18 protein-coding genes are annotated in these 18,690 nt (G+C 71.0%); 9 read left to right on the top strand and 9 right to left on the bottom strand.

All coding sequences use genetic code 11. The annotated features are described in order from the left end of the window. Position 1: 1 nt before the first annotated feature. Positions 2-3,220 (bottom strand): sensor histidine kinase, encoded by a 3,219-nt coding sequence (locus ACZ6SD_RS28145; protein WP_465320019.1) that lies wholly within the window; start codon positions 3,218-3,220, stop codon positions 2-4. 803 nt (positions 3,221-4,023) lie between these two features. On the opposite strand from ACZ6SD_RS28145, the gene ACZ6SD_RS28140 reads away from it, so the two are divergent. The 7 genes from ACZ6SD_RS28140 (at position 4,024) to ACZ6SD_RS28110 (ending at position 9,959) form a co-directional block, all read left to right on the top strand. Further along, positions 4,024-4,434, top strand: a complete 411-nt coding sequence (locus ACZ6SD_RS28140) for a DUF485 domain-containing protein (protein ID WP_465320018.1) — start codon at positions 4,024-4,026, stop codon at positions 4,432-4,434. Further along, positions 4,431-6,047: a solute symporter family protein gene (locus tag ACZ6SD_RS28135; protein ID WP_465320017.1), complete on the top strand. Its 1,617-nt coding sequence runs from the start codon at positions 4,431-4,433 to the stop codon at positions 6,045-6,047. The genes ACZ6SD_RS28140 and ACZ6SD_RS28135 overlap by 4 nt, the downstream gene beginning before the upstream one ends. 66 nt (positions 6,048-6,113) lie before the next feature. Then, positions 6,114-6,779, top strand: coding sequence for a hypothetical protein (locus tag ACZ6SD_RS28130; protein ID WP_465320016.1), 666 nt, complete (start codon positions 6,114-6,116; stop codon positions 6,777-6,779). A gap of 113 nt (positions 6,780-6,892) precedes the next feature. Beyond that, on the top strand, positions 6,893-8,062 hold the full coding sequence (locus ACZ6SD_RS28125; protein WP_465320015.1) for a type III PLP-dependent enzyme: 1,170 nt from the start codon (positions 6,893-6,895) through the stop codon (positions 8,060-8,062). Positions 8,063-8,086: 24 nt separating this feature from the next. Next, positions 8,087-8,488, top strand: coding sequence for an adenosylmethionine decarboxylase (gene speD / locus ACZ6SD_RS28120; protein ID WP_091448138.1), 402 nt, complete (start codon positions 8,087-8,089; stop codon positions 8,486-8,488). After that, a complete protein-coding gene (locus ACZ6SD_RS28115) occupies positions 8,485-9,339 on the top strand; it encodes a spermidine synthase (RefSeq protein ID WP_465320014.1) in 855 nt (284 codons plus the stop codon). Before speD ends, ACZ6SD_RS28115 begins: the two co-directional genes overlap by 4 nt. Continuing rightward, positions 9,339-9,959 (top strand): FMN-binding negative transcriptional regulator, encoded by a 621-nt coding sequence (locus ACZ6SD_RS28110; RefSeq protein ID WP_465320013.1) that lies wholly within the window; start codon positions 9,339-9,341, stop codon positions 9,957-9,959. Before ACZ6SD_RS28115 ends, ACZ6SD_RS28110 begins: the two co-directional genes overlap by 1 nt. Here ACZ6SD_RS28110 and ACZ6SD_RS28105 read toward each other — a convergent pair. Then, the gene (locus tag ACZ6SD_RS28105) at positions 9,925-10,278 is read right to left on the bottom strand and encodes a DUF3817 domain-containing protein (protein WP_465320012.1); all 354 of its coding nucleotides are present in this window, start codon (positions 10,276-10,278) and stop codon (positions 9,925-9,927) included. The genes ACZ6SD_RS28110 and ACZ6SD_RS28105 overlap by 35 nt on opposite strands. Further along, complete coding sequence (locus ACZ6SD_RS28100) at positions 10,275-10,604, bottom strand: hypothetical protein (protein ID WP_465320037.1); 330 nt, start codon at positions 10,602-10,604, stop codon at positions 10,275-10,277. Before ACZ6SD_RS28100 ends, ACZ6SD_RS28105 begins: the two co-directional genes overlap by 4 nt. A gap of 173 nt (positions 10,605-10,777) precedes the next feature. Here ACZ6SD_RS28100 and ACZ6SD_RS28095 point away from each other — a divergent pair, with 173 nt between their 5' ends. Continuing rightward, positions 10,778-11,455: a ComEA family DNA-binding protein gene (locus ACZ6SD_RS28095; protein WP_465320011.1), complete on the top strand. Its 678-nt coding sequence runs from the start codon at positions 10,778-10,780 to the stop codon at positions 11,453-11,455. A 366-nt stretch (positions 11,456-11,821) separates the two neighbouring features. Here the strand turns inward: ACZ6SD_RS28095 and ACZ6SD_RS28090 are convergent, their stop codons facing one another. The 6 genes from ACZ6SD_RS28090 to ACZ6SD_RS28065 form a co-directional block, all read right to left on the bottom strand. Next, the gene (locus ACZ6SD_RS28090) at positions 11,822-12,763 is read right to left on the bottom strand and encodes an alpha/beta hydrolase (RefSeq protein ID WP_465320010.1); all 942 of its coding nucleotides are present in this window, start codon (positions 12,761-12,763) and stop codon (positions 11,822-11,824) included. A gap of 102 nt (positions 12,764-12,865) precedes the next feature. Then, positions 12,866-13,711, bottom strand: a complete 846-nt coding sequence (locus ACZ6SD_RS28085) for a lytic transglycosylase domain-containing protein (protein WP_465320009.1) — start codon at positions 13,709-13,711, stop codon at positions 12,866-12,868. Between the two features lie 96 nt (positions 13,712-13,807). Next, complete coding sequence (locus ACZ6SD_RS28080; RefSeq protein WP_465320008.1) at positions 13,808-14,299, bottom strand: helix-turn-helix transcriptional regulator; 492 nt, start codon at positions 14,297-14,299, stop codon at positions 13,808-13,810. Between the two features lie 235 nt (positions 14,300-14,534). Beyond that, a complete protein-coding gene (locus ACZ6SD_RS28075; RefSeq protein ID WP_175482647.1) occupies positions 14,535-14,696 on the bottom strand; it encodes a hypothetical protein in 162 nt (53 codons plus the stop codon). A 745-nt stretch (positions 14,697-15,441) separates the two neighbouring features. Next, complete coding sequence (locus tag ACZ6SD_RS28070) at positions 15,442-16,584, bottom strand: CaiB/BaiF CoA transferase family protein (RefSeq protein WP_465320007.1); 1,143 nt, start codon at positions 16,582-16,584, stop codon at positions 15,442-15,444. A 29-nt stretch (positions 16,585-16,613) separates the two neighbouring features. Then, positions 16,614-17,735 (bottom strand): acyl-CoA dehydrogenase family protein, encoded by a 1,122-nt coding sequence (locus ACZ6SD_RS28065; RefSeq protein ID WP_465320036.1) that lies wholly within the window; start codon positions 17,733-17,735, stop codon positions 16,614-16,616. Between the two features lie 149 nt (positions 17,736-17,884). Here ACZ6SD_RS28065 and ACZ6SD_RS28060 point away from each other — a divergent pair, with 149 nt between their 5' ends. Next, a complete protein-coding gene (locus ACZ6SD_RS28060; RefSeq protein ID WP_465320035.1) occupies positions 17,885-18,499 on the top strand; it encodes a TetR/AcrR family transcriptional regulator in 615 nt (204 codons plus the stop codon). Positions 18,500-18,690: the final 191 nt, after the last annotated feature.

Raw genomic sequence — 18,690 nt, 5'->3', positions numbered from 1 at the left:
CTCAGGCTTCGTCATCGGCTGACTCCTGGTCCGCGTGGTCTGGGGACCGCTGGGCGAGACTGCTTCTGCCGCGGCCGATCCCGCGCTGGAAGCTGCCCAGCCGCGAGCGCAGCGCCTCGGCGTCGCGTTCGACGGGCACCGGCTCGGTCGGGGCCGGGGCGTCGACGCTGCCGGGCAGCAGCCGTTCGCGGGGGGTGCGGCGGGGCAGGCCGCCCGCGGGCTGGTCGTCGCGAGTGGACCGGCTGACCGCCTCAGCGGCCTGCCACCCGGCGTCCGCGGCGAAGCGCCAGCGCGCGCCGCGCAGGTCCAGCGCCGGGTTTTCCGGTTTGCTGTGCGCGGGTCCGGCGTGGTGCGAGCCGCGAGCTCGGCTGATGCCGCGCTGGAAGCTGGACAGGCGGGTGCGCAGGTCGTCCGCGTCGCGGCCCGGGGCGGGCGCGCTGTAGCGCGGGGCACTGGGCTCGGCGCTGCCGGGCAGCAGGTTCTGTCGGGGGGTGCGGCGGGGCAGGCCGGAGTTGGTGTAGTCCTCTGGCTCCGCGGCCGACACCGCTTGCGCGGCGTGGAAACCCTGGTCCGCGGCGAAGTCCCAGGCGGTGGGGGTCCGGCGGGCGTCCTCGGCGGTGGAGTTCGGGTCGTCGGTGACCGCGCGGAACCACGCCGAGACCATCTCGTCAAAGATCGGCGTCGTCTCGTGCAGCGCGACGGCGGCCTCGGCCGGTTCGGGCCGCTCGTGCACCAGGGTCGTGTCCCACCAGCCGCTGTCGTCGCCCGGGTCGGGGTCGCTGGGCACGGCCGGGGCGAACAGCGTGTCCGCGGGCGAGGTCTCCTCGAACGCGCCGGGAACCTGGTGCGCGGGCCAGAACGGGTCGGCGGGGTCGGCGTCGACCGGCTTGGGCTCGCGTCGGGGCAGCGGCAGGTCGTCCGCGGCCGGGACGGCGGGCGCCGGGTCGCGGGGGCGGGGCATGGTCTCGGGCATCTCCGCGCCGTCGCCGCCGGGCATCCAGGTGGGGTCCGGCGTGGCCGAGCCGTTGACCGCGCCGCGCCTCGGCAGGCCGTTGCCCGTGTGGTGGCCGTTGGCCGAGCCGTTGGCGGCCCTGCCGTTCTGGTGGCCGTTGGTGTGCCGGGGGACGTGGCCGTTGGTGTGCCCGTTCGTGTGACCGCCCCCCTGCGTGTTGGCGTGACCGTTGACCAGGACCGACGAGGTGTCCACTCGGGCCGCCGGAGCCGGGGACGGCTCGGTGGCCACCAGGTCGGCGGGCACGGTGATGGTGGCGCGCACCCCGGACTGGGCACCCGCGCGCAGCCGCACCTGCACGCCGTGCCGGGAGGCGAGCCTGCCGACCACGAACAGGCCCATCCGGCGCGCGGTGGACGCGTCGAGCGCGCGGGTGTCGGCGAGGCGGGCGTTGGCGTCGGCGAGTTCCTGCTCGGTCATGCCGATGCCCCGGTCGATCACCTCGACCCGCACCGCGCCGGACTCGGTGTGCTGGCTGGCGACGGTGACGTGGGTGGCGGGCGCGGAGAACGACGCGGCGTTGTCGAGCAGCTCCGCGGTGAGCCGGACCAGGTCGCCCACGGCGTAGCCGACCACGAGCACCGTGGGCGGCGGTGCGATGACGATCCGCTGGTACTGCTCGATCTCGGAGACCGCGGCGCGCAGCAGGTCGCCGAGGGCGGCGGGGGCCTGGGCGCGGCGGGCGAGGTCGCTGCCGGAGAGCACCATCAGGTTCTCGTTGTTGCGGCGCATCCGGGTGGCGAGGTGGTCGAGCTGGAACAGCGTGGCGAGCTGGTCGGCGTCCTCCTCGTCGCGTTCGAGCCGCTCCAGCAGTTGAAGCTGGCGCTGCACCAGGCCCTGGCTGCGGCGGGACAGGTTGACGAAGACGTTGCTGTAGTTGGCCCGCAATCCGGCCTGTTCGGTGGCCAGGCGCAAGGCCTGCTCGTGCACCGCGTCGAACGCGCGGGCCACCTGGCCGACCTCGTCGTCGGCGAGCACCGCGACCGGCTCGACCACCGGCGCGACGACGTCCTTGCCGTCGCGGATGCGCGCGACCGCGGCGGGCAGCCGGTTGCGGGCGACGTCGAGGGCGCTTCTGCGCAGCACGCTGAGCGAGCGGAGCAGCTGCCTGCCGATCACGATCATGATCGCGGCCGCGGTGACCAGGGCCAGGATGAGGATCACCGAGGCCACGCCAGCCGCGTCGCTCGCGTCGTCCTGCAGCGCCGCCGACGCGGCCTTGACCTCGGTGCCCAGGCGGGAGCTGACGTTGCTGATCCGCCCGGAGGTGCGCTCGGAGGCGGCGTTCCAGTCGACCGAGGTGAACGGCAGCGGCACCCCAGCCGCGGCGGCGCCGTCCGCGCCGATGGCCAGGCGCAGCAGGGTGAGTCGGGCGCGGACGCCGGGGGCGGCCATCAGGCGGTCGTACTCGGCCTGCTGCGCCGGGGTGGCGATGGCGCGGAAGTCGGCGGTGCGCTCGTCCAGCCGGGACTGCGACGCGCGAAGCGCGCCGAGGTCCGCGGCGTTGAGGCCGCCGCGGGCGATGCCGATCGCGACCAGGCCCTGCTGGTAGTACACCTCTTCCTTGGCCGCCTCCAGGTCGTGCAGGGCGGCGGCGGTGCCCGCGAGCCGCTGGTCGACCACCTCCTCCGCGGCGGCCCGGTCGAAGTCGAGCAGGACGTGGATGATCGAGGTGTAGCCCGCGAACGCGGTGCCGCTGTCGACCGAGCCCATGCCCACGGGCCGACGCAGCGCGGTGAGGGAGTCGAACGCGGACACCACGTCGCGGTAGCGGGCGCGGGTGACCTCGGTGTCGAAGGTGGCCTTGCCGACCGCGCGCAGCAGCTCCTCGCGGGCGTAGTCGACGCTCTGGCGCTCGCCGCCGATCTCGGCGGCGACGTCACGGGCTCCGGTGGTGAGCAGCACGGCCGCCTTGGTGCGCTCCCGCTGCAACCAGGTCAGCACCTTGCGCAGGTTGTCGTTGACCGCCACGAGCTGGTCGACCCTGCGGTAGGACTCCGCGCGGGAGACCTGGCCGCTGATCTGCAGGGCGCCCAGCACGATCGCGAAGATCACCGGGACCAGGATGACCGCGGCGAGCTTGACCGGGATGTTCCAGTCGCGCCAGCGGGTGACGGTGGCCCATCTCAACCCGCCGCCGGCTTCCCCACCGGCGGCGGCACGGTGCGTGGCCGCACCGCTCTCGGCTTGGGTCACGGTTTCCCTCACGCGCGATCCTCCAGGCGGGACTCGGGTCGCTGACGGAATAACTGCCTCACCGTGCCGCTCTCCTTCCACGACAAATCCTGGACTGCCTAGAGCACAACAGAACAGGCGCTACTCCAGCGCTGCCCGCGGAACCACGGTTGCCGATTCCTGACGCCGGGCGGGGCCCTTCCCGGACATCGGCGACTTCGGCGAGAACTTGAGGCCAGAGCGTACATCATTCCGGGGACGCGGCCGGATTTCCGGAAGCACCGTTCTGACCAGCGCAGACGCCGCCGGATAACGGCGCGGAGCGGTGCGCGCGGGCGACACTGACGAACATGATCGTCATTTCGTCACGCTTTGTTTGGGATTGCTTGACTTAATACCACGATTGGGTAGTTAAACGATTAACACCGCCAGTCCGGTGCCGTCGGACTGCCAGTCACGCCGTCTACCTGCGCAAATGTTGACCGACAGGGGCCGCCCGACCGGTGATTCACATGGCAATAGTTAGCCACGCACCTACTGTCGCGGCCGAGTCGACACCTGCCGAGAAAGTAGTTCACCGTTAAGTGTGAGCATTGGAGTAGTGCCCAGCCGTCACTGAACCGGTACCGTTCGGTGATCCGCGCCGGAAATCACGGGCGAACCACCGCGGGCGCGCGGACACATTAGGAGTTCACCCGGGCCGTGGTTACTATGACGCCCGCCAAGGCGCCCGCATTGCCGCGCCTGGCGCCGCGGCCCATTCGGTGCAATTCTCCCCGGGCGCCGCGCCGCGGGCCGCCGCGATTTCCCCGACCGCACCTTCTGTGGAGGAACGCATGACCGAGGTCGTCCAATCCCCGGCGGGCGGGCGCGCGGCTCGACCGCGCGCGGCCACGTTCGGCGGCATCGGGTCCGGGCCCGGCGCGCAGGCGCCGAGGGGACCCGACTTCGCCGCCATCCACGACAGCGCGGAGTTCGCCGCGCTGCGCTCCCGGTTCCGCGGGTTCGTCTTCCCGATGAGCGCGCTGTTCCTGGTCTGGTACCTGACCTACGTCCTGCTCGCGGCCTACGCCAAGGACTTCATGAGCACCCGGGTGGTCGGCTTGGTCACCGTGGGCCTGGTCTTCGGGATGCTCCAGTTCGTCTCCACCATCGCGATCACCGCGCTGTACGTGCGGTGGGCACGCAGGCAGATCGACCCGAGGATCGCCGAAATCCGCGCGGCGGCGGGAGTCGATGCCCCGTGAGCGAACAAGTGACACAGCGCGTAGACCCGCGCGTCCTCGCCGCGGACGAGATCGGCGACCCGGTCCTCAACACCGCGGTGTTCGCCGCGTTCGTGGTGATCACGCTGTACGTGGTGTACCGGGTGAGCTCGCGCAACAGCACCACCGCCGACTACTACGCCGCGGGCGGCCGGTTCACCGGGATGCAGAACGGGATCGCCCTGTCCGGCGACTTCCTCTCGGCCGCGTCGTTCCTCGGCATCGCGGGCGCCATCGCGATCAACGGCTACGACGGCTTCCTGTACTCCATCGGCTTCCTGGTCGCCTGGCTGGTGAACCTGCTGCTCATCGCCGAGCTGGTCCGCAACACCGGCCGCTTCACCATGGGCGACGTGCTCGCGTTCCGGATGCGCCAGCGGCCGGTGCGCGCTGCGGCGGCCACCTCGACGCTGGTGATCTCGTTCTTCTACATGCTCGCGCAGATGGCTGGCGCGGGCGCGGTCGTGGCGCTGCTGCTCAACGTGCAGGGCAAGGCCGGGCAGGCGCTGGTCATCACCGTCGTCGGCGCGATCATGATCTTCTACGTGCTGGTCGGCGGGATGAAGGGCACCACCTGGGTGCAGATCATCAAGGCCTCCATCCTGATCCTGTGCGTGGTGCTGATGACGGTGTTCCTGCTCGGCAAGTTCGGGTTCAGCCTGAGCGCGCTGCTGGAGCAGGCGGCGGCCAACAACACCAAGGGCGAGAAGGTGCTCGAACCCGGCGGGCAGTACGGCAAGACGCCGACGACCACCCTGGACTTCGTCTCCCTGTCGCTGGCGCTGATCCTGGGCGCGGCTGGCCTGCCGCACGTGCTGATGCGCTTCTACACCGTCCCGAACGCCACCGAGGCCCGCCGGTCGGTGGTGTGGGCGGTCGGCACGATGAGCGTGTTCTACGGCGCGACGCTGGTCATCGGCTACGGCGCGTCCGCGCTGGTCGGCTCCGAGCGCATCCTCCAGTCCACCGGCCGGGAGAACTCGGCCGCGCCGCTGCTGGCCTTCGAGATCGGCGGCACGGTCCTGCTGGGCATCGTGGCGGCGGTGGCGTTCGCGACGATCCTCGCCGTGGTGGCGGGGCTGACGATCACCGCGTCGGCGTCGTTCGCGCACGACGTGTACGCCAACATCGTCCGCAAGGGCAAGGCGGACGCCGCGGCCGAGGTGCGGGTGGCCCGGCTGACCGCAGTGGTGATCGGGGTGTTCGCCATCATCGGCGGCATCCTGGCCAACGGGCAGAACGTCGCGTTCCTGGTGGCGCTGGCGTTCGCCTTCGCGGCCTCGGCGAACCTGTCCACACTGCTGTACTCGCTGTTCTGGAAGCGCTTCAACACCAACGGGACCCTGTGGGGTATGTACGGCGGCCTTGGCTCGTGCCTGCTGCTGGTGTTCTTCTCCCCCGTAGTGTCGGGAGCCCCGACGTCCATTGTGTCCTCTGTGGACTTCCAACTGTTCCCGCTGGCGAACCCGGGGATCGTGTCGATCCCGGTGTCGTTCGTCTGCGGGTACCTGGGCACCGTGCTCAGCCGCGAGCGCGCCGACGTCGGCAAGGCGAAGGAGATGGCGGTGCGCTCGCTCACCGGCATCGGCCGCTGACCACGCTCGCATGGCCCGCCGTCCATCCGGGTACCCGGGCCGACACGCCGAGTGGAGGAGACCGACATGCCAGCACAGCTTGTGGCCGCGGGCCGCGCGGTGGCGAACCGCGCCTTCGCCGGACTCGCGCGGCTGCGCGGCGACCGGGCGGTGCACCCGCGCGGCCGGTGCTTCTACGGCACGCTGGCCGCGGCGCCGTCGTGCCCGGACTGGCTGCCGCTGCCGCACCGGGCGACCACGGTCGTCGTCCGGCTCTCCCGTGGCGCCGGCCTGCCAGAGCCCCTGCCCGACGTCCTGGGCCTGGCGATCCGCGTTCCGGACGGCGGGTCGGGCGGGCCGTGGGACATCCTGCTGTCGAGCAGCGGGCAGGGGCCGCTGCGGGTGCTGCCGCTGCCCGCCGCGGGCTGGGGCCGAGCCCGGTTCAGCACGATCATGGCGCTGGGCGGCGAGCGTGACCGCGCGGTCCTGCTGGCGCTCCCGTCGGCGGACCTGCCGGACTCCCTCGCCGACCTGCCGCACGCGGTGCCCCTGCGGTTCACCCTCGCCCTGTCCGACGGGAGCCGCATCGGCCATCTGACGCTGCTGGCCGAGGCGACCGGCGAGCGGGTCGACTTCGACCCGGTGCTCAACCGGCCCGAGCAGGTGCTGCTGTGGCCGCGGTGGCTGGCGGACCTGCGCCGCGGGGCCTATGTGGGCAGCCGGGCGGGGCGGAAAACCCCGGAACATACGTGATGTGCACGACAAACAGATGACCCGAAAGTGGCCATTGCGGGCGGATGGTACGGGCCGATGTGATTCAGTCGGCGATGGCCACACCATCCGTGGTCACCCATCTCGGTATTACAGTGCACGCCGTGCTCGACTCTCTGTCGTCGCCGGACGTGTCCACCCGGCTGCGCGCGTTCCTCGATGACCGCGCGCCCGCGACGCCATGCCTGGTGATGGACCTCGACGTGGTGCGGGCCAACTACCGCGCCCTGCGCGAGGCGCTGCCCGAGGCCGCGATTTTCTATGCGGTCAAGGCGAATCCGGCCCCGGAGGTCGTGGCCGCGCTGGTCGCGGAAGGGTCCGGGTTCGACGTGGCGAGCACCGGGGAGATCGACCTGTGCCTGGCCCAAGGCGCGGCGCCGGAGTCGCTGTCCTACGGCAACCCGATCAAGAAACCCGCCGACATCGCGCACGCCTTCGCCCGCGGTGTGCGGCGATTCACGTTCGACTCGGACGGTGACCTGGCGAACCTGGCCGAACACGCGCCGGGGTCACGGGTGTCATGCCGGTTCCTGGTCGACGCGCCCGCGTCGGGCACCCCATTCGGCCGCAAGTTCGGCTGCGCGCCAGAGATGGCGCTGCGCCTGCTGGCCAGGGCAGCCGACCTCGGCCTCGACGTCGACGGCGCGTGCTTCCACGTCGGGTCCCAGCACACCGACCCGGCCGCGTGGACCGCGGGCATCGCCCAGGCCGCCTGGATCGCCCGCGGGCTGGCCGAATGCGGCGTGCCGACCCGCTCGCTCAACCTCGGCGGCGGCTTCCCCACCGCCTACCGCACCCCCGCTCCCCCGCTGGCCGCGCACGCCGCGGCGATCCGCGCCGCGGTCGCCGAGCAGTTCGACACCGCACCCGAGCTGCTTATCGAGCCCGGACGCGCGGTGGTGGCCACAGCGGGCCTGATCCGCTCGGAAGTGGTGCTGGTGTCGCGCAAGTCCGACACCGACGAGCACCGCTGGGTCTATCTCGACATCGGCCGCTATTCCGGACTGGCGGAAACCGAGAACGAGTACATCGCCTACCGGTTGCGCACCGCGCACCCGGTGGAGTCCCCGGACGGCCCGGTGATCATCGCCGGGCCGACCTGCGACGGCGATGACGTGCTCTACCAACACACCCCGTACCGTCTGCCGACGGCGTTACGGGCGGGCGACCACGTCGACATCCTCGACGCGGGCGCCTACACGGCAAGTTATTCCTCGGTGTCCTTCAACGGCTTTCCGCCCCTTCCGACGCTTTTCGTCGGCTGATCCCCCTCGCAGGAGGTAAGACAGATGTCGTACGACCGTGCGCCCGAACAGGGTGTCGGCTACTTCGCAGGCCGACACGTGCTCGCCGAGTTCGACGGGGTCGATCCGTTGCTGCTCGACGATCTGACCTTCCTCCGCGACACCCTTGAGCAGTCGCTGCGCAGCGCGGGGGCCACCGTGTGCGACGTGGTGTCGAAGCGGTTCGAGCCGCAGGGGGTGACCGTGCTGGCGCTGCTGTCGGAGTCGCACGCGTCCATCCACACCTACCCCGAGATCGGGTCGCTGTTCGTGGATGTGTTCACCTGCGGCGAGACAGCGGACCCGGAGCTGGCGGTGGCCCTGCTGCGCGACAACCTGGGCGCGCTCGACGCCCGGATCACCACCGTCCACAGGGGATACCCGGTGCCATCGGAGCCCGCCCGATGACGACGATCGTGGAGCCCCTCGGCGCGGGCATGACGCGGGTGTGGGAGATGCCCGAGGTTCTGGTGGACACCCGCACCGAGTTCCAGCACGTGGTGATCGGCAAGACCGCGCAGGGCGTCAGCCTGTTCTGCGACGACGACCGGCAGAGCACCGAGTTCAGCCAGCTCACCTACCACGAGGCGCTGCTGGTGCCCGCGCTGCTGCTGGCGGCCAAGGTGGAGCGGGTGCTGGTGGTCGGCTCCAGCGAGGGCGTGGTGTCCCAGATCGCCGTCGCGGCGGGCGCGTCGGTGGTTGACCACGTGGACATCGACCAGCGGGCCGTCGAGCTGTGCGCCGAGCACCTGCCCTACGGGTACACGCCCGAGGAGCTTTCCGCCGCCGTGGCCGGTGACGGCCCGGTGCGGGTGCACTACGCGGACGGGTGGCGGTTCCTGGCCGAGACCACGGAGACCTACGACATCGTCCTGGTCGACCTGCCCGACGAGCGGCCCGAGTTCGCCCAGCACAACCGGCTCTATGAGGAAGAGTTCCTGACCCGCTGCGAGTCGGTGCTCGCCGAGGGCGGGGTCGTGGTGTGCCAGGCGGGCTGCCAGACGATGTGGCGCAACGAGACGCTGCTGCGGTCGTGGCGGCGGTTCCACGAGGTGTTCGGCACGACCGTGTACTACGGCTCCGACGAGCACGAGTGGGCGTTCCTGTTCGGTCTCTCGGAACCCGCCGCGTCTGTCGCGGACCCGCTGGAGCGGATGGTCGCGCGGCTGGAGACCCTGCCGTACCGGCCGTCGACCATCGACGCGGACGCGCTGCGCGGCTGCACGGTCCCCCCGTACACGGTGCGCAAGTCGCTCTGATGCACACCCCCGCGCACTTCACGGCGGACGATTCCCTGGTCGACGACCTGTTGGCCAACCACGGCGCGGCAGACCTGGTGACGGCGACGCCATCAGGTCTGCGCGCGACCCCGCTGCCGTTCGTCCACGACGGCGGCTCGCTGCTCGGGCACCTGGCCCGCGCCAACGACCAGTGGCGCCTCCCGGTCCTGGGCGAGGCGATGGCGATCCTGCGCGGCCCGGACGCCTACGTGTCCCCGTCCTGGTACGCGGCCAAGGCCGAGCACGGCCGGGTCGTGCCAACCTGGAACTACGTGACCGCGCACGTCTACGGCACCCTGGTCGTGCACGACGACGTGGACTGGCTGGCCACGCTGGTCCGCCGGTTGACCGAGAAACACGAGGCGGGCAGGCCAGCCCCGTGGTCGGTGGACGACGCGCCCGAGCGGTTCGTCCAGGGTCAGCTGCGCGCCATCGTCGGCGTGGAACTGGTCATCAGCCGGATCGAGGCCAAGGCCAAACTCAGCCAGAACCGCTCCGCCGCCGACGCTCTCGGCGTGGTGTCAGGTTTGACCGCCGACGGTCAGACCGCGATGGCCGAAGCCGTCAGAGCTTCTCGCCCGCCCGAACCTTGTGCGTGACCTTCCGCTCCACCACGAACGACACGAACGGGATCATGCCCGCCACCAGCACGAGCAGCGTCCCCTTCACCGACCACCGCGCCTTGAGCGCCAAGTCGAACGCGACCAGCAGGTAGACGGCGTAGAGGAAGCCGTGCGCCGGTCCCACGATCGCCACCGGGGTCGCGTTGTCGAAGCCGTACTTGACGACCATCGCCACCACCAGGGCGAGCAGACCCACACCCACGATGTAGGCGAGCACCCGGTACCGGGCGAGCGCCCCGCGAACCCCCTTGGCGGCGACCGCCTGGGCCGGGTTCTCCTCGTCGGTCATGCTCATCGGGTCTCCTGGTCAGCGTCTAGACGGGCGAGATAGCGGTTGTAGGCGGCCAACTCGTCGTCGTGCTCGTCGTCGGCGGCCTGCGAGTGCCGTTGCCGCGGCAGCGCCACCTCGGCCGCCTCACGCTCCCGCAGCCTGCGCATCCGCCAGAACATGTAGGCCGGAGCGACCCCGAACAACGGCCACTGCAAGACGTAGCCAAGGTTCTGAAACGTCCCATTGGCCGACTCGAACCGCTGCCACTGCCACCAGGCCAACCCGCAGCACACGGCCAGCGACACCGCGCACACCGCGATGACGAGCACCCTGCGCCCAGCACGAGACAAATCGGCCACGCCCCGATGCTAGCCCCGCACCCCTGAGAGACCCCCATCACCCTGCGGAGTCGGCGTGACCGGTGTTCTCCCCGCCGCGACGGCCGAGTTCGACCGTCCCGTAACATGCGTCGGCCGTGGCCGATGTCGCCGATGAGGTCCGACCACCACCAGGGAGATCCACTGTGTCCGCGCCCGTCATCCGCAAACTCGGTTCACTGTGGTACTTCGCGGTGGTCATCGTCTCCATGGGGTTACTCGCCGCCGTGCCGTTCGTGCACGCCGCCGTGCGGCTGCGGCGCCGATCGGTCTGGCTGCTCGCCGGGGTGTACGGGGTGCTGGACGCGGTGATCTTCGGCTACGCCATGGTGCAGGGCGCCAAACCGGACGCGCCCACGACGCCGCTGGACGCGGTGGTGATCCTGACTCTGCTTGCGACGCTGGTCGCCGCGTGCGCCCAACTCGGCCCCCTGCGCCGCGAGGCCTACGGCCTGTCCGTGGCCAGCTACCCGGCCATCCCGCCGCCTGCCCCCGTCGACCCGGCCATCGCCCAAGTCCTGGCCGCCCGCACCCGCCGCGCCCAGGCCAGGCACCTGGCAGCCACCGACCCCCTGATGGCCAGGGAACTCAACATCGGCCGCCCAGACCTCAACACCACCTACGACGACGGCGGCCTAGTGGACCTGGCCACCGCTCCGACCCCCGTCATCGCCGAAGTCTGCGGAATCACGGCGGAGGAAGCCGACCGCATCGTCGCCGCCCGGGGAGCCTTCACCAACATCGATGAACTGCTGGTCCTCACCGACCTCCCAGTCGCCAGCTGGGACCGCATCCGCGACCGCGCGGTAATCGTCGGCCCCTGACCCGCTGGGAACACAGAGAGTGGGCCGAGCCTGCCAAAGCAGGCGGGAGCAGGGCGAGCCGGACCGTCCAGTTGAGACTCAAATCAGACCGCCGACCGCGGCGAGCCCAAGCAACGCAAGGCAGAACCAAGCCAGCAGGCCGCGAGCCGAACTCGGGTGGACATAACCGAAAGGGACCAAGCCGAACCAGGCTGGGGCCGGCACATCAGTCCGAACTGGACAGTCAGAGCCGGGCGCGTGCCGCGCGAACCAAACGCGGCTGCGAGCCGGGGCGGGCCTGCCGGACGGAGCCGGATCGAGGCAAAGCGCGCGGATCGGGCCGAGTGCGCAGCGGTGGGCTGGGGCGGCGAACGTGTGGTCCTGCGGTCAATGCGGGGCCAGGGAATCGAGGATGTCTATCACCTCCTGGGCTCCAGCCGCGTCGGGGATGTGGGTTGTGTTCACCGAGCGGACGTCGAACGGGTTGTTCGGGGTGGCCTGGTTGGCGTCGTTGATCATGCGCTGTTGCAGGGCAGGCGGGATGCAGCGGTCCTGGGTGAGGCGGATGTAGGTGTGGGGAACGCGGCGCCAGGTTCCCGGGTTGATGCGGGAGTCGGCGGTGGGGGCGTCCAGGGCCTCGTCGGGTTGGAAAGCGTTGAGGGCGAACAGGAACTCGGCTTCGGTCGCGGTGGACATGAAGGCTTCCTTCCACCTGCTGAGGGAGTCGGGGTCGGCGGTGCGCCAGTTGACGCGGACGGCGCCGATCTTCGCCGGGTCGGCTATCGGGGCGGGAAGGGTCAGGAGGTGGCTTGTCGCCGCCTCCGGGGTGGTCAGGTAGCTGACCGCGCTGGGGAACTCCGGTTGAGAGCAGCAGAAGGCCGACACGTAGACCACCCGGTGCAGCAGGTCCGGGATCTTGTTGCCGACGCGGCTGAGGACGGCGCCGCCCAGGCTGGAGCCGACCAGGATGACGGGGCCGAAGCGGGCCGCTCGGCGGACGACCTCGATCGTCGCGGTGACGTGGTCGTCAAGGGTGACGCCTGCCATGGGGGACGGGAGGGTCGCCAGCGCGGCCAGGTCTTGGGGCGCCTGGTAGGCCCGCGAGAACTGGGCGTCGGTCGGGGCGTGGCCGGGGAGGTCGACACCCACCGCGCGGTGGCCGCGCAAGACCAGTTCGGGTGGCGCCGACGCGGTTCCGTTGGCGCCGGAGACGAAGACGAACGTGGTGGTCTCGCGGCGGGCGGCGGCGGGCGCTTCGGCAAGGCCGATCGTGGCCGCGGCGCTGGCGGCGGTGGCTGTGCCGAGGATTGCTCGGCGGCTGATGCTCATGACGTGAGAATGGCCCGAATGGAGCAGTCTCCGAATCGGACCGAAGTATGAAGCGATCTCAGTAATTAGTCGTAGGACCGATGGGGTCTAACGGGGACGCGGTTAGGCCGTCGCTGACGTGCGGGCGTAGCCGTCGGCTAGGCCGAAGACTTTCTGGCCGTAGGGCACGGAGTTGTTGTAGGAGAAGACACCCTGCCACCAGCCGGTCGGGGTGCCCAGGTCGCGGCCGTTGGCGCACAGGTAGCGGCCAGCGGCCAGCGCGGCGTCGTCTATCTGCTGCGGGTCGCCGCGGCCGTCGAGGTTCGCGTCGGCTCCCCAGCGTTTCCAGGTTGACGGGATGAACTGCATCGGGCCGACGGCGCGGTCGACCGTCGCGTCGCCGTCGAGGTGGCCGCCGTCGGTGTCGGCGATGGCCTTCACGCCAGCGGACCCGTCGAGTGGGACGCCGATGATCGGTGTGGACGGGCGGCCGTCCGCGCCGAGGGTGACGCCGCCGTAGCGGCCGTGGTCGGACTCGATGCGGCCGATTCCCGCGAGCGTCGCCCACGACAGCCTGCACCCGGGCGTGGTCGCCCGGACCGCCAGTTCCGCGCCGCCGTACGCCATGAGCGCCCGCACCGGGATCTGGGTGGGACCGGCGAGCCGTTCCGCCCACGCGCGCAGCGAGTCCGGGCCGTTCTGCCCGGCCTGCGGCTTGGGCGCGGTGGGCCCCGGCCCCGCCTGGACGGGCGCGACCGCGTTCGGCTCGACGGGCGCGGCCGGGATCTCCAGCGAAGGGATCTCCGCGCTCGCCGGACTCGACCGCGACATCACGGTCACCTGGACCAGCCACACCGCCGTGGCGGCGACGACCAGGGCCATGGCCACGATCGTCAGCCTGATCAGGACGCCCCCGCGTCGGGACGTCGGGGAGTTCGTGTCCGCCACCGCGCTCCAGTCCTCAGTCACCACCGGGGCGTGGACACGCGCCGGTGGACGACAGCATCAACGACAAGAGCACAGCGGCGTAACGCGAGGTGGCGAACGCCACCTCGGGCGAAACGATCAGGCCGCGCCGTCGCGGCGCTGGCGCTGCAGCCGGGCCACGCACCAGGCGGGCGCGCTGCCGCGCCGCAGGTGTTCGAGCACGGTGAGGGGACCGAGCCTGCGCGCGAGGTCCGACGGCGCGAGACCGGCCGCGCGGTAGTCGAGGGCGCGCTGGTCCAGCGGGCTCATGCCCGCGTCCCACCACTCCTCGGCCTCGGCCACGCCGCCGACCATCTGCCACCAGCCCGCCGCGGCGGCCAGCAGCTCGTGGGGCACCTCGGGCAGCCGCTTGCGCATCGCCGAGATGTAGCGCGGGTCGGCGGCCTCGACCGTCGCCCAGCGGGACGAACCTGCGCGTGCGCGTTGGCCGGGAATGCCCGGCGTCGCGACGACAGGGGCGTCGGCAAGCCATTCCGACGCGATGCGCGCCGCCTCGTCAGCGTCGGCGTCCTGCGAGCGCTCAGCGGTCCACTGGCGGACCAGGGCGTCGACCCCGGGGTCGTCGAGCATTCTGCCTCCTGGAGGTCTCATGATCACTCGATGGCTGAAACCGTAGGGGCAGGGACCGACAGATCGCCAGACCCAAAACGGATCAGTTCGCCGAACGGGCCTCCAGAACGCGAGATCCACCCGGACGGTCCAATTTGGATCTTACCCAAACACAAGATCATCACCGAGTGTGATCGCCCGCGCGGCACAGCTCCGCCACCGCCCTGGCACTTACCCGTCAGTAAGAGGTATCGGGCTATGCGAAGAGGTTCTTGAGGAAAGTGATGATGGCCTCAGCACCGTCCCGCAGCGCGCCGAGCAGACCCTGCACGGCCTCCGCGGCCTGGGTCGGCTGAGTGATCACATAGAACAGCACCAAGGCGACCGCCACGAGGATCGCGACCTTCTTCGCGTTCATCAGCCCGCTCCGTCCACTCCGCCCGCGACGCCGCTGCTCCGCGGGCCCCATCACGCGCCATGATCCCCCATCTCGACCAGGGGAGGCGTCTCTTTCACGCACTTGGACGCACCGAGAGTGAGAAATCTCCCCGTGGCGACCCCCAATGGCGCTGTAGATCACTCTACGGGTCTACCCAGGCGGTCACACACGGGACATACGCTCGTCCCCACCACGGACGGGCGAGGGCGTTCACCTGCTTGCGGAGTGACCCGGCCATCCCAAAAAACGTGTCACCTTTGAGCAGCCGGCCCAGGATGGACACCCCGGGAGCCGCGGGCGTTATACAACTGACGGCGGCACCGGTGGAGGGATCTCCCACGGCGCGACGCCCTCGGGGGCAGGCGCGTCTGCCCAGCAGGCAGGCCCGCCGCGGCACGAACGCGCGCCTCACGGCCGCGACGCGAGCTGACAAGGCTATGGGGATGCCACAAGCGCCCCCATAGCCTGTCTCGCGGGCCGAACCGGGATCGCCGACGCGCTAGCCAGCCAGCTCTCTGACAGCCATATCGGCTCAGCCTGCTCGCAGGGCAGCCAGGTCGGTCCGACCGAACCGCAGGCGGGTCGGCCCAGCCAAGTCGCAGGCAACCAGCTCGGTCCAGCCGGACCGCTGGCGGGTCAGCCAGCCAACTCGGCGACAGCCACACCCTAGCCAGACCGCCAGCAGCCAGGTCAGCTCAGTCGGCGGCAGGCAACGCCCAGCCGGTCAGGCGATGACGGCGGCGGCGCGCAGGCGGTCGATCTCGTCGGCGCTGAGCCCCAACTCGGCCAGGACCTCGGTGGTGTCCGCCCGGGCCTCGCTCGGCGCGGTCGGGACGCCGGGGGCGGTTCGGCTGAACTTCGGGGCGGGCGCGGGCTGGCGCTCCCCGCCGATCTCCACGAACGTGCCGCGGGCGACGTTGTGCGGATGCGCCGTCGCCTCGTCCGGGGTGAGGACCGGGGACAGGCAGGAGTCGGTGCCCTCGGCCAGTTTCGCCCACTCGTCCCGGGTCCGGGTCTTGATCGTCCTGGTCAGCAGGTCGCGCAGGGCGGGCCAGTTCTCCGGGTTCATGTGGTCTCCCGCCTCGGCCGGGTCCAGGCCGAGGACCTTGACCAGCTCGCCGAAGAACCGGGCCTCGATCGCGCCGACGGCCACGTGCTTGCCGTCGGCGGTCTCGTAGGTGTCGTAGAACGGGGCGCCGCCGTCGAGCAGGTTCTCCCCGCGCGGGTTGCTCCACAGGCCCAGGTTCTTGAGCCCGTGCAGGCTCGTGGTCAGCAGCGCGGCGCCCTCGACCATCGACGCGTCGACCACCTGGCCCTTGCCGGAGGACTGCCGCTCGATCACCGCGGCGAGCACGCCCATGGCCAGCATGAGCCCGCCGCCGCCGAAGTCGCCGAGCAGGTTGAGCGGCACGGTCGGCTTGTGGCCCGCCTGCCCGATGGGGTCGAGCGCGCCCGCGATGGCGATGTAATTGATGTCGTGCCCGGCCGCAGGGGCGAGCGGGCCGTCCTGTCCCCAGCCGGTGATGCGGCCGTAGATCAGCCGGGGGTTGCGGGCCAGCAGGGCGTCGGGGCCCAAGCCCATGCGCTCGGCGACGCCCGGCCGGAAGCCCTCGACCAGGACGTCGGCGGTGTCGACCAGCCGCAGCACCAGGTCGAGGCCCTCCGGGGACTTGACGTCGACGCCGATCCAGCGCCGTCCCCTGGTCAGCGGGTCGTTGGGGAAGGTCAGCACGTCGAAGCCGGGCCGGGCGCGGTCGACGCGGACCACGTCGGCGCCGAGGTCGGCCAGCACGGTGCAGGCGAACGGGGCCGGGGCGAGCCCGGCGAGTTCCACGACCTTCAGACCAGCCAGCGGTCCGGTGCCCATGCGGTGTTCCTCTCGGTTGGAGCTGCGGGTCAGAGCGTGCGGGAGATGATTTCCTTCATGATCTCGTTGGTCCCGCCGTAGATCCGCTGAACCCGCTGGTCGGTGAACATGCGGGCGATCGGGTACTCGCTCATGTAGCCGTAGCCGCCGAACAGCTGCAGGCACTCGTCAATGGCCTTCATGGCGCGGTCGCTGGTCCACCACTTGAGCATCGCGACGGTGGGGATGTCGAGTTCGCCGCGCAGGTGCTTGGCGATGCAGTCGTCCAGGAACACCCGGGCGACCCTGGCCTCGGTGGCGACCTCGGCGAGGGTGAACTTGGTGTTCTGGAAGGAGAACACCGGGCGGCCGAACGCCTCGCGCTCCTTGGTGTAGCGCAGCGTCTCGCGCAGGGCGAGCTCCATCGCGATCACCGAGGTGACGCCGATGATCAGGCGCTCCTGGGGAAGCTGCTGCATGAGCTGGACGAAGCCCTGCCCCTCGGCGGAGCCGAGCAGGTTGGCCGCCGGGACGCGGACGTCGTCGAAGAACAGCTCGGCGGTGTCCTGGGCCTTGAGGCCGATCTTGTCCAGGATCCGGCCGCGGCGGAAGCCCGCCCGCTCGGCCTCCACGATGATCAGCGAGGTGCCCTCGGCGCCCTTGGTCGGGTCGGTCTTGGCCACGACGATCACGAAGTCGCACTGGCCGCCGTTGGTGATGAAGGTCTTGGAGCCGCTCACCACGTACTCGTCGCCGTCGCGGATCGCCCGGGTCTTGATGTTCTGCAGGTCCGAGCCGGTGCCGGGCTCGGTCATCGCGATCGCGCCGACCCACTCGCCGGAGGCGAGCTTGGGCAGCCAGGCGTGCTTCTGCTCCTCGGTGCCATAGGCGAGGACGTAGTGCGCGACGATGCCGTTGTGCAGGGCCACGCCCCAGCCGCCGTCGCCAGCGCGGGCCTGCTCCTCGATGAGGACGGTCTCGTGGGCGAAGGTGCCACCGCCGCCGCCGTACTCCTCGGGGATCGACAGGCACAGCAGCCCGACCTCGCCCGCCTTGTGCCACAGCTCGCGGTCGACCTGCTTGTTCTCGATCCAGCGCTCGGTGTGCGGGGACAGCTCCTTCTCGCAGAAGGTGCGCGCGAGGTCGCGGAACGCGTCCAGGTCTTCGTCCATCCAGGGTGAACGCTGGGTGAGGGTCACGACCCCGACCTCCTCCTACTAGGAAACAATCGAGCCTGAATGTAAGTTCAAGTAGGAAGGTACATGCTCGCCAGACTGTCCGTAAAGTGCCCGAAGACTCGGTCCCCGGGGAGGTCATCGTGGTGTCGCCGACCGCGCGCAGGCATCGCACGCAGCAGGAGCGCAGCGAGCAGACTCGCGAAGCGCTGCTCGACGCCACCATCGACTGCCTGGTCGAACTGGGCTATGGGCGGACCACCGTGCAGGAGATCTGCGCGCGGGCGGGCGTTTCCCGAGGAGCGCAGCAGCACCACTTCACCACCAAGGCCGAGCTGATGACCGCGGCTCTGGAGCACCTGTTCGCCCGGTTGATCGGCGAGGTCACCGCGGCGTCGGCGGCGCTGCCACCGGGCCGCGAACGGGTGACCAAGGGCATCGACCTGTTGTGGGAGGCGTACTCGGGGACGCTGTCGACCGCGGCGGTGGAGCTGTGGGTGGCCGCGCGGACCGACCCGGAGTTGCGGGAGACGCTGCGGCCGGTGGACCGGGCGCTGGGGCACGCGACCCTGGAGCTTTACCGGGAGGCGGCGGGGGTGGACCTGTCGGAGACCGAGATCGAGACGATGCTCCTGCTGAGCGTGAACCTGGTGCGCGGCCTGGCGCTGGACGCGATGATCGGCGGCGGCGCCGAGCGCCGCGGGCGCCTGCTGGACGAGTGGAAGGCCACGATCTCGCAGCGGTACATGCCGGACCGGTGACCGTCCACGAAGGCCGCCTCCGCGACTGTCGCGGAGGCGGCCTTCGCTCCTGCGGGCCCGCGCCAGGCCGCAGGACTGGAAAGCGCGTGCCCGACTCGGTGGCGGGGGGGGGGGGGGGGGGGGGGGGGGGGGGGGGGGGAGGGGGGGGGGGGGGGGGGCGGGGGGGGGGAGGGGGGGGGGGGGGGTTCGTT

It is taken from the genome of Actinokineospora sp. NPDC051303 (assembly GCF_055586285.1).
The sequence above is the reverse complement of the archived record's forward strand: the minus strand, read 5'-3'. Positions and strand labels throughout refer to the sequence as shown.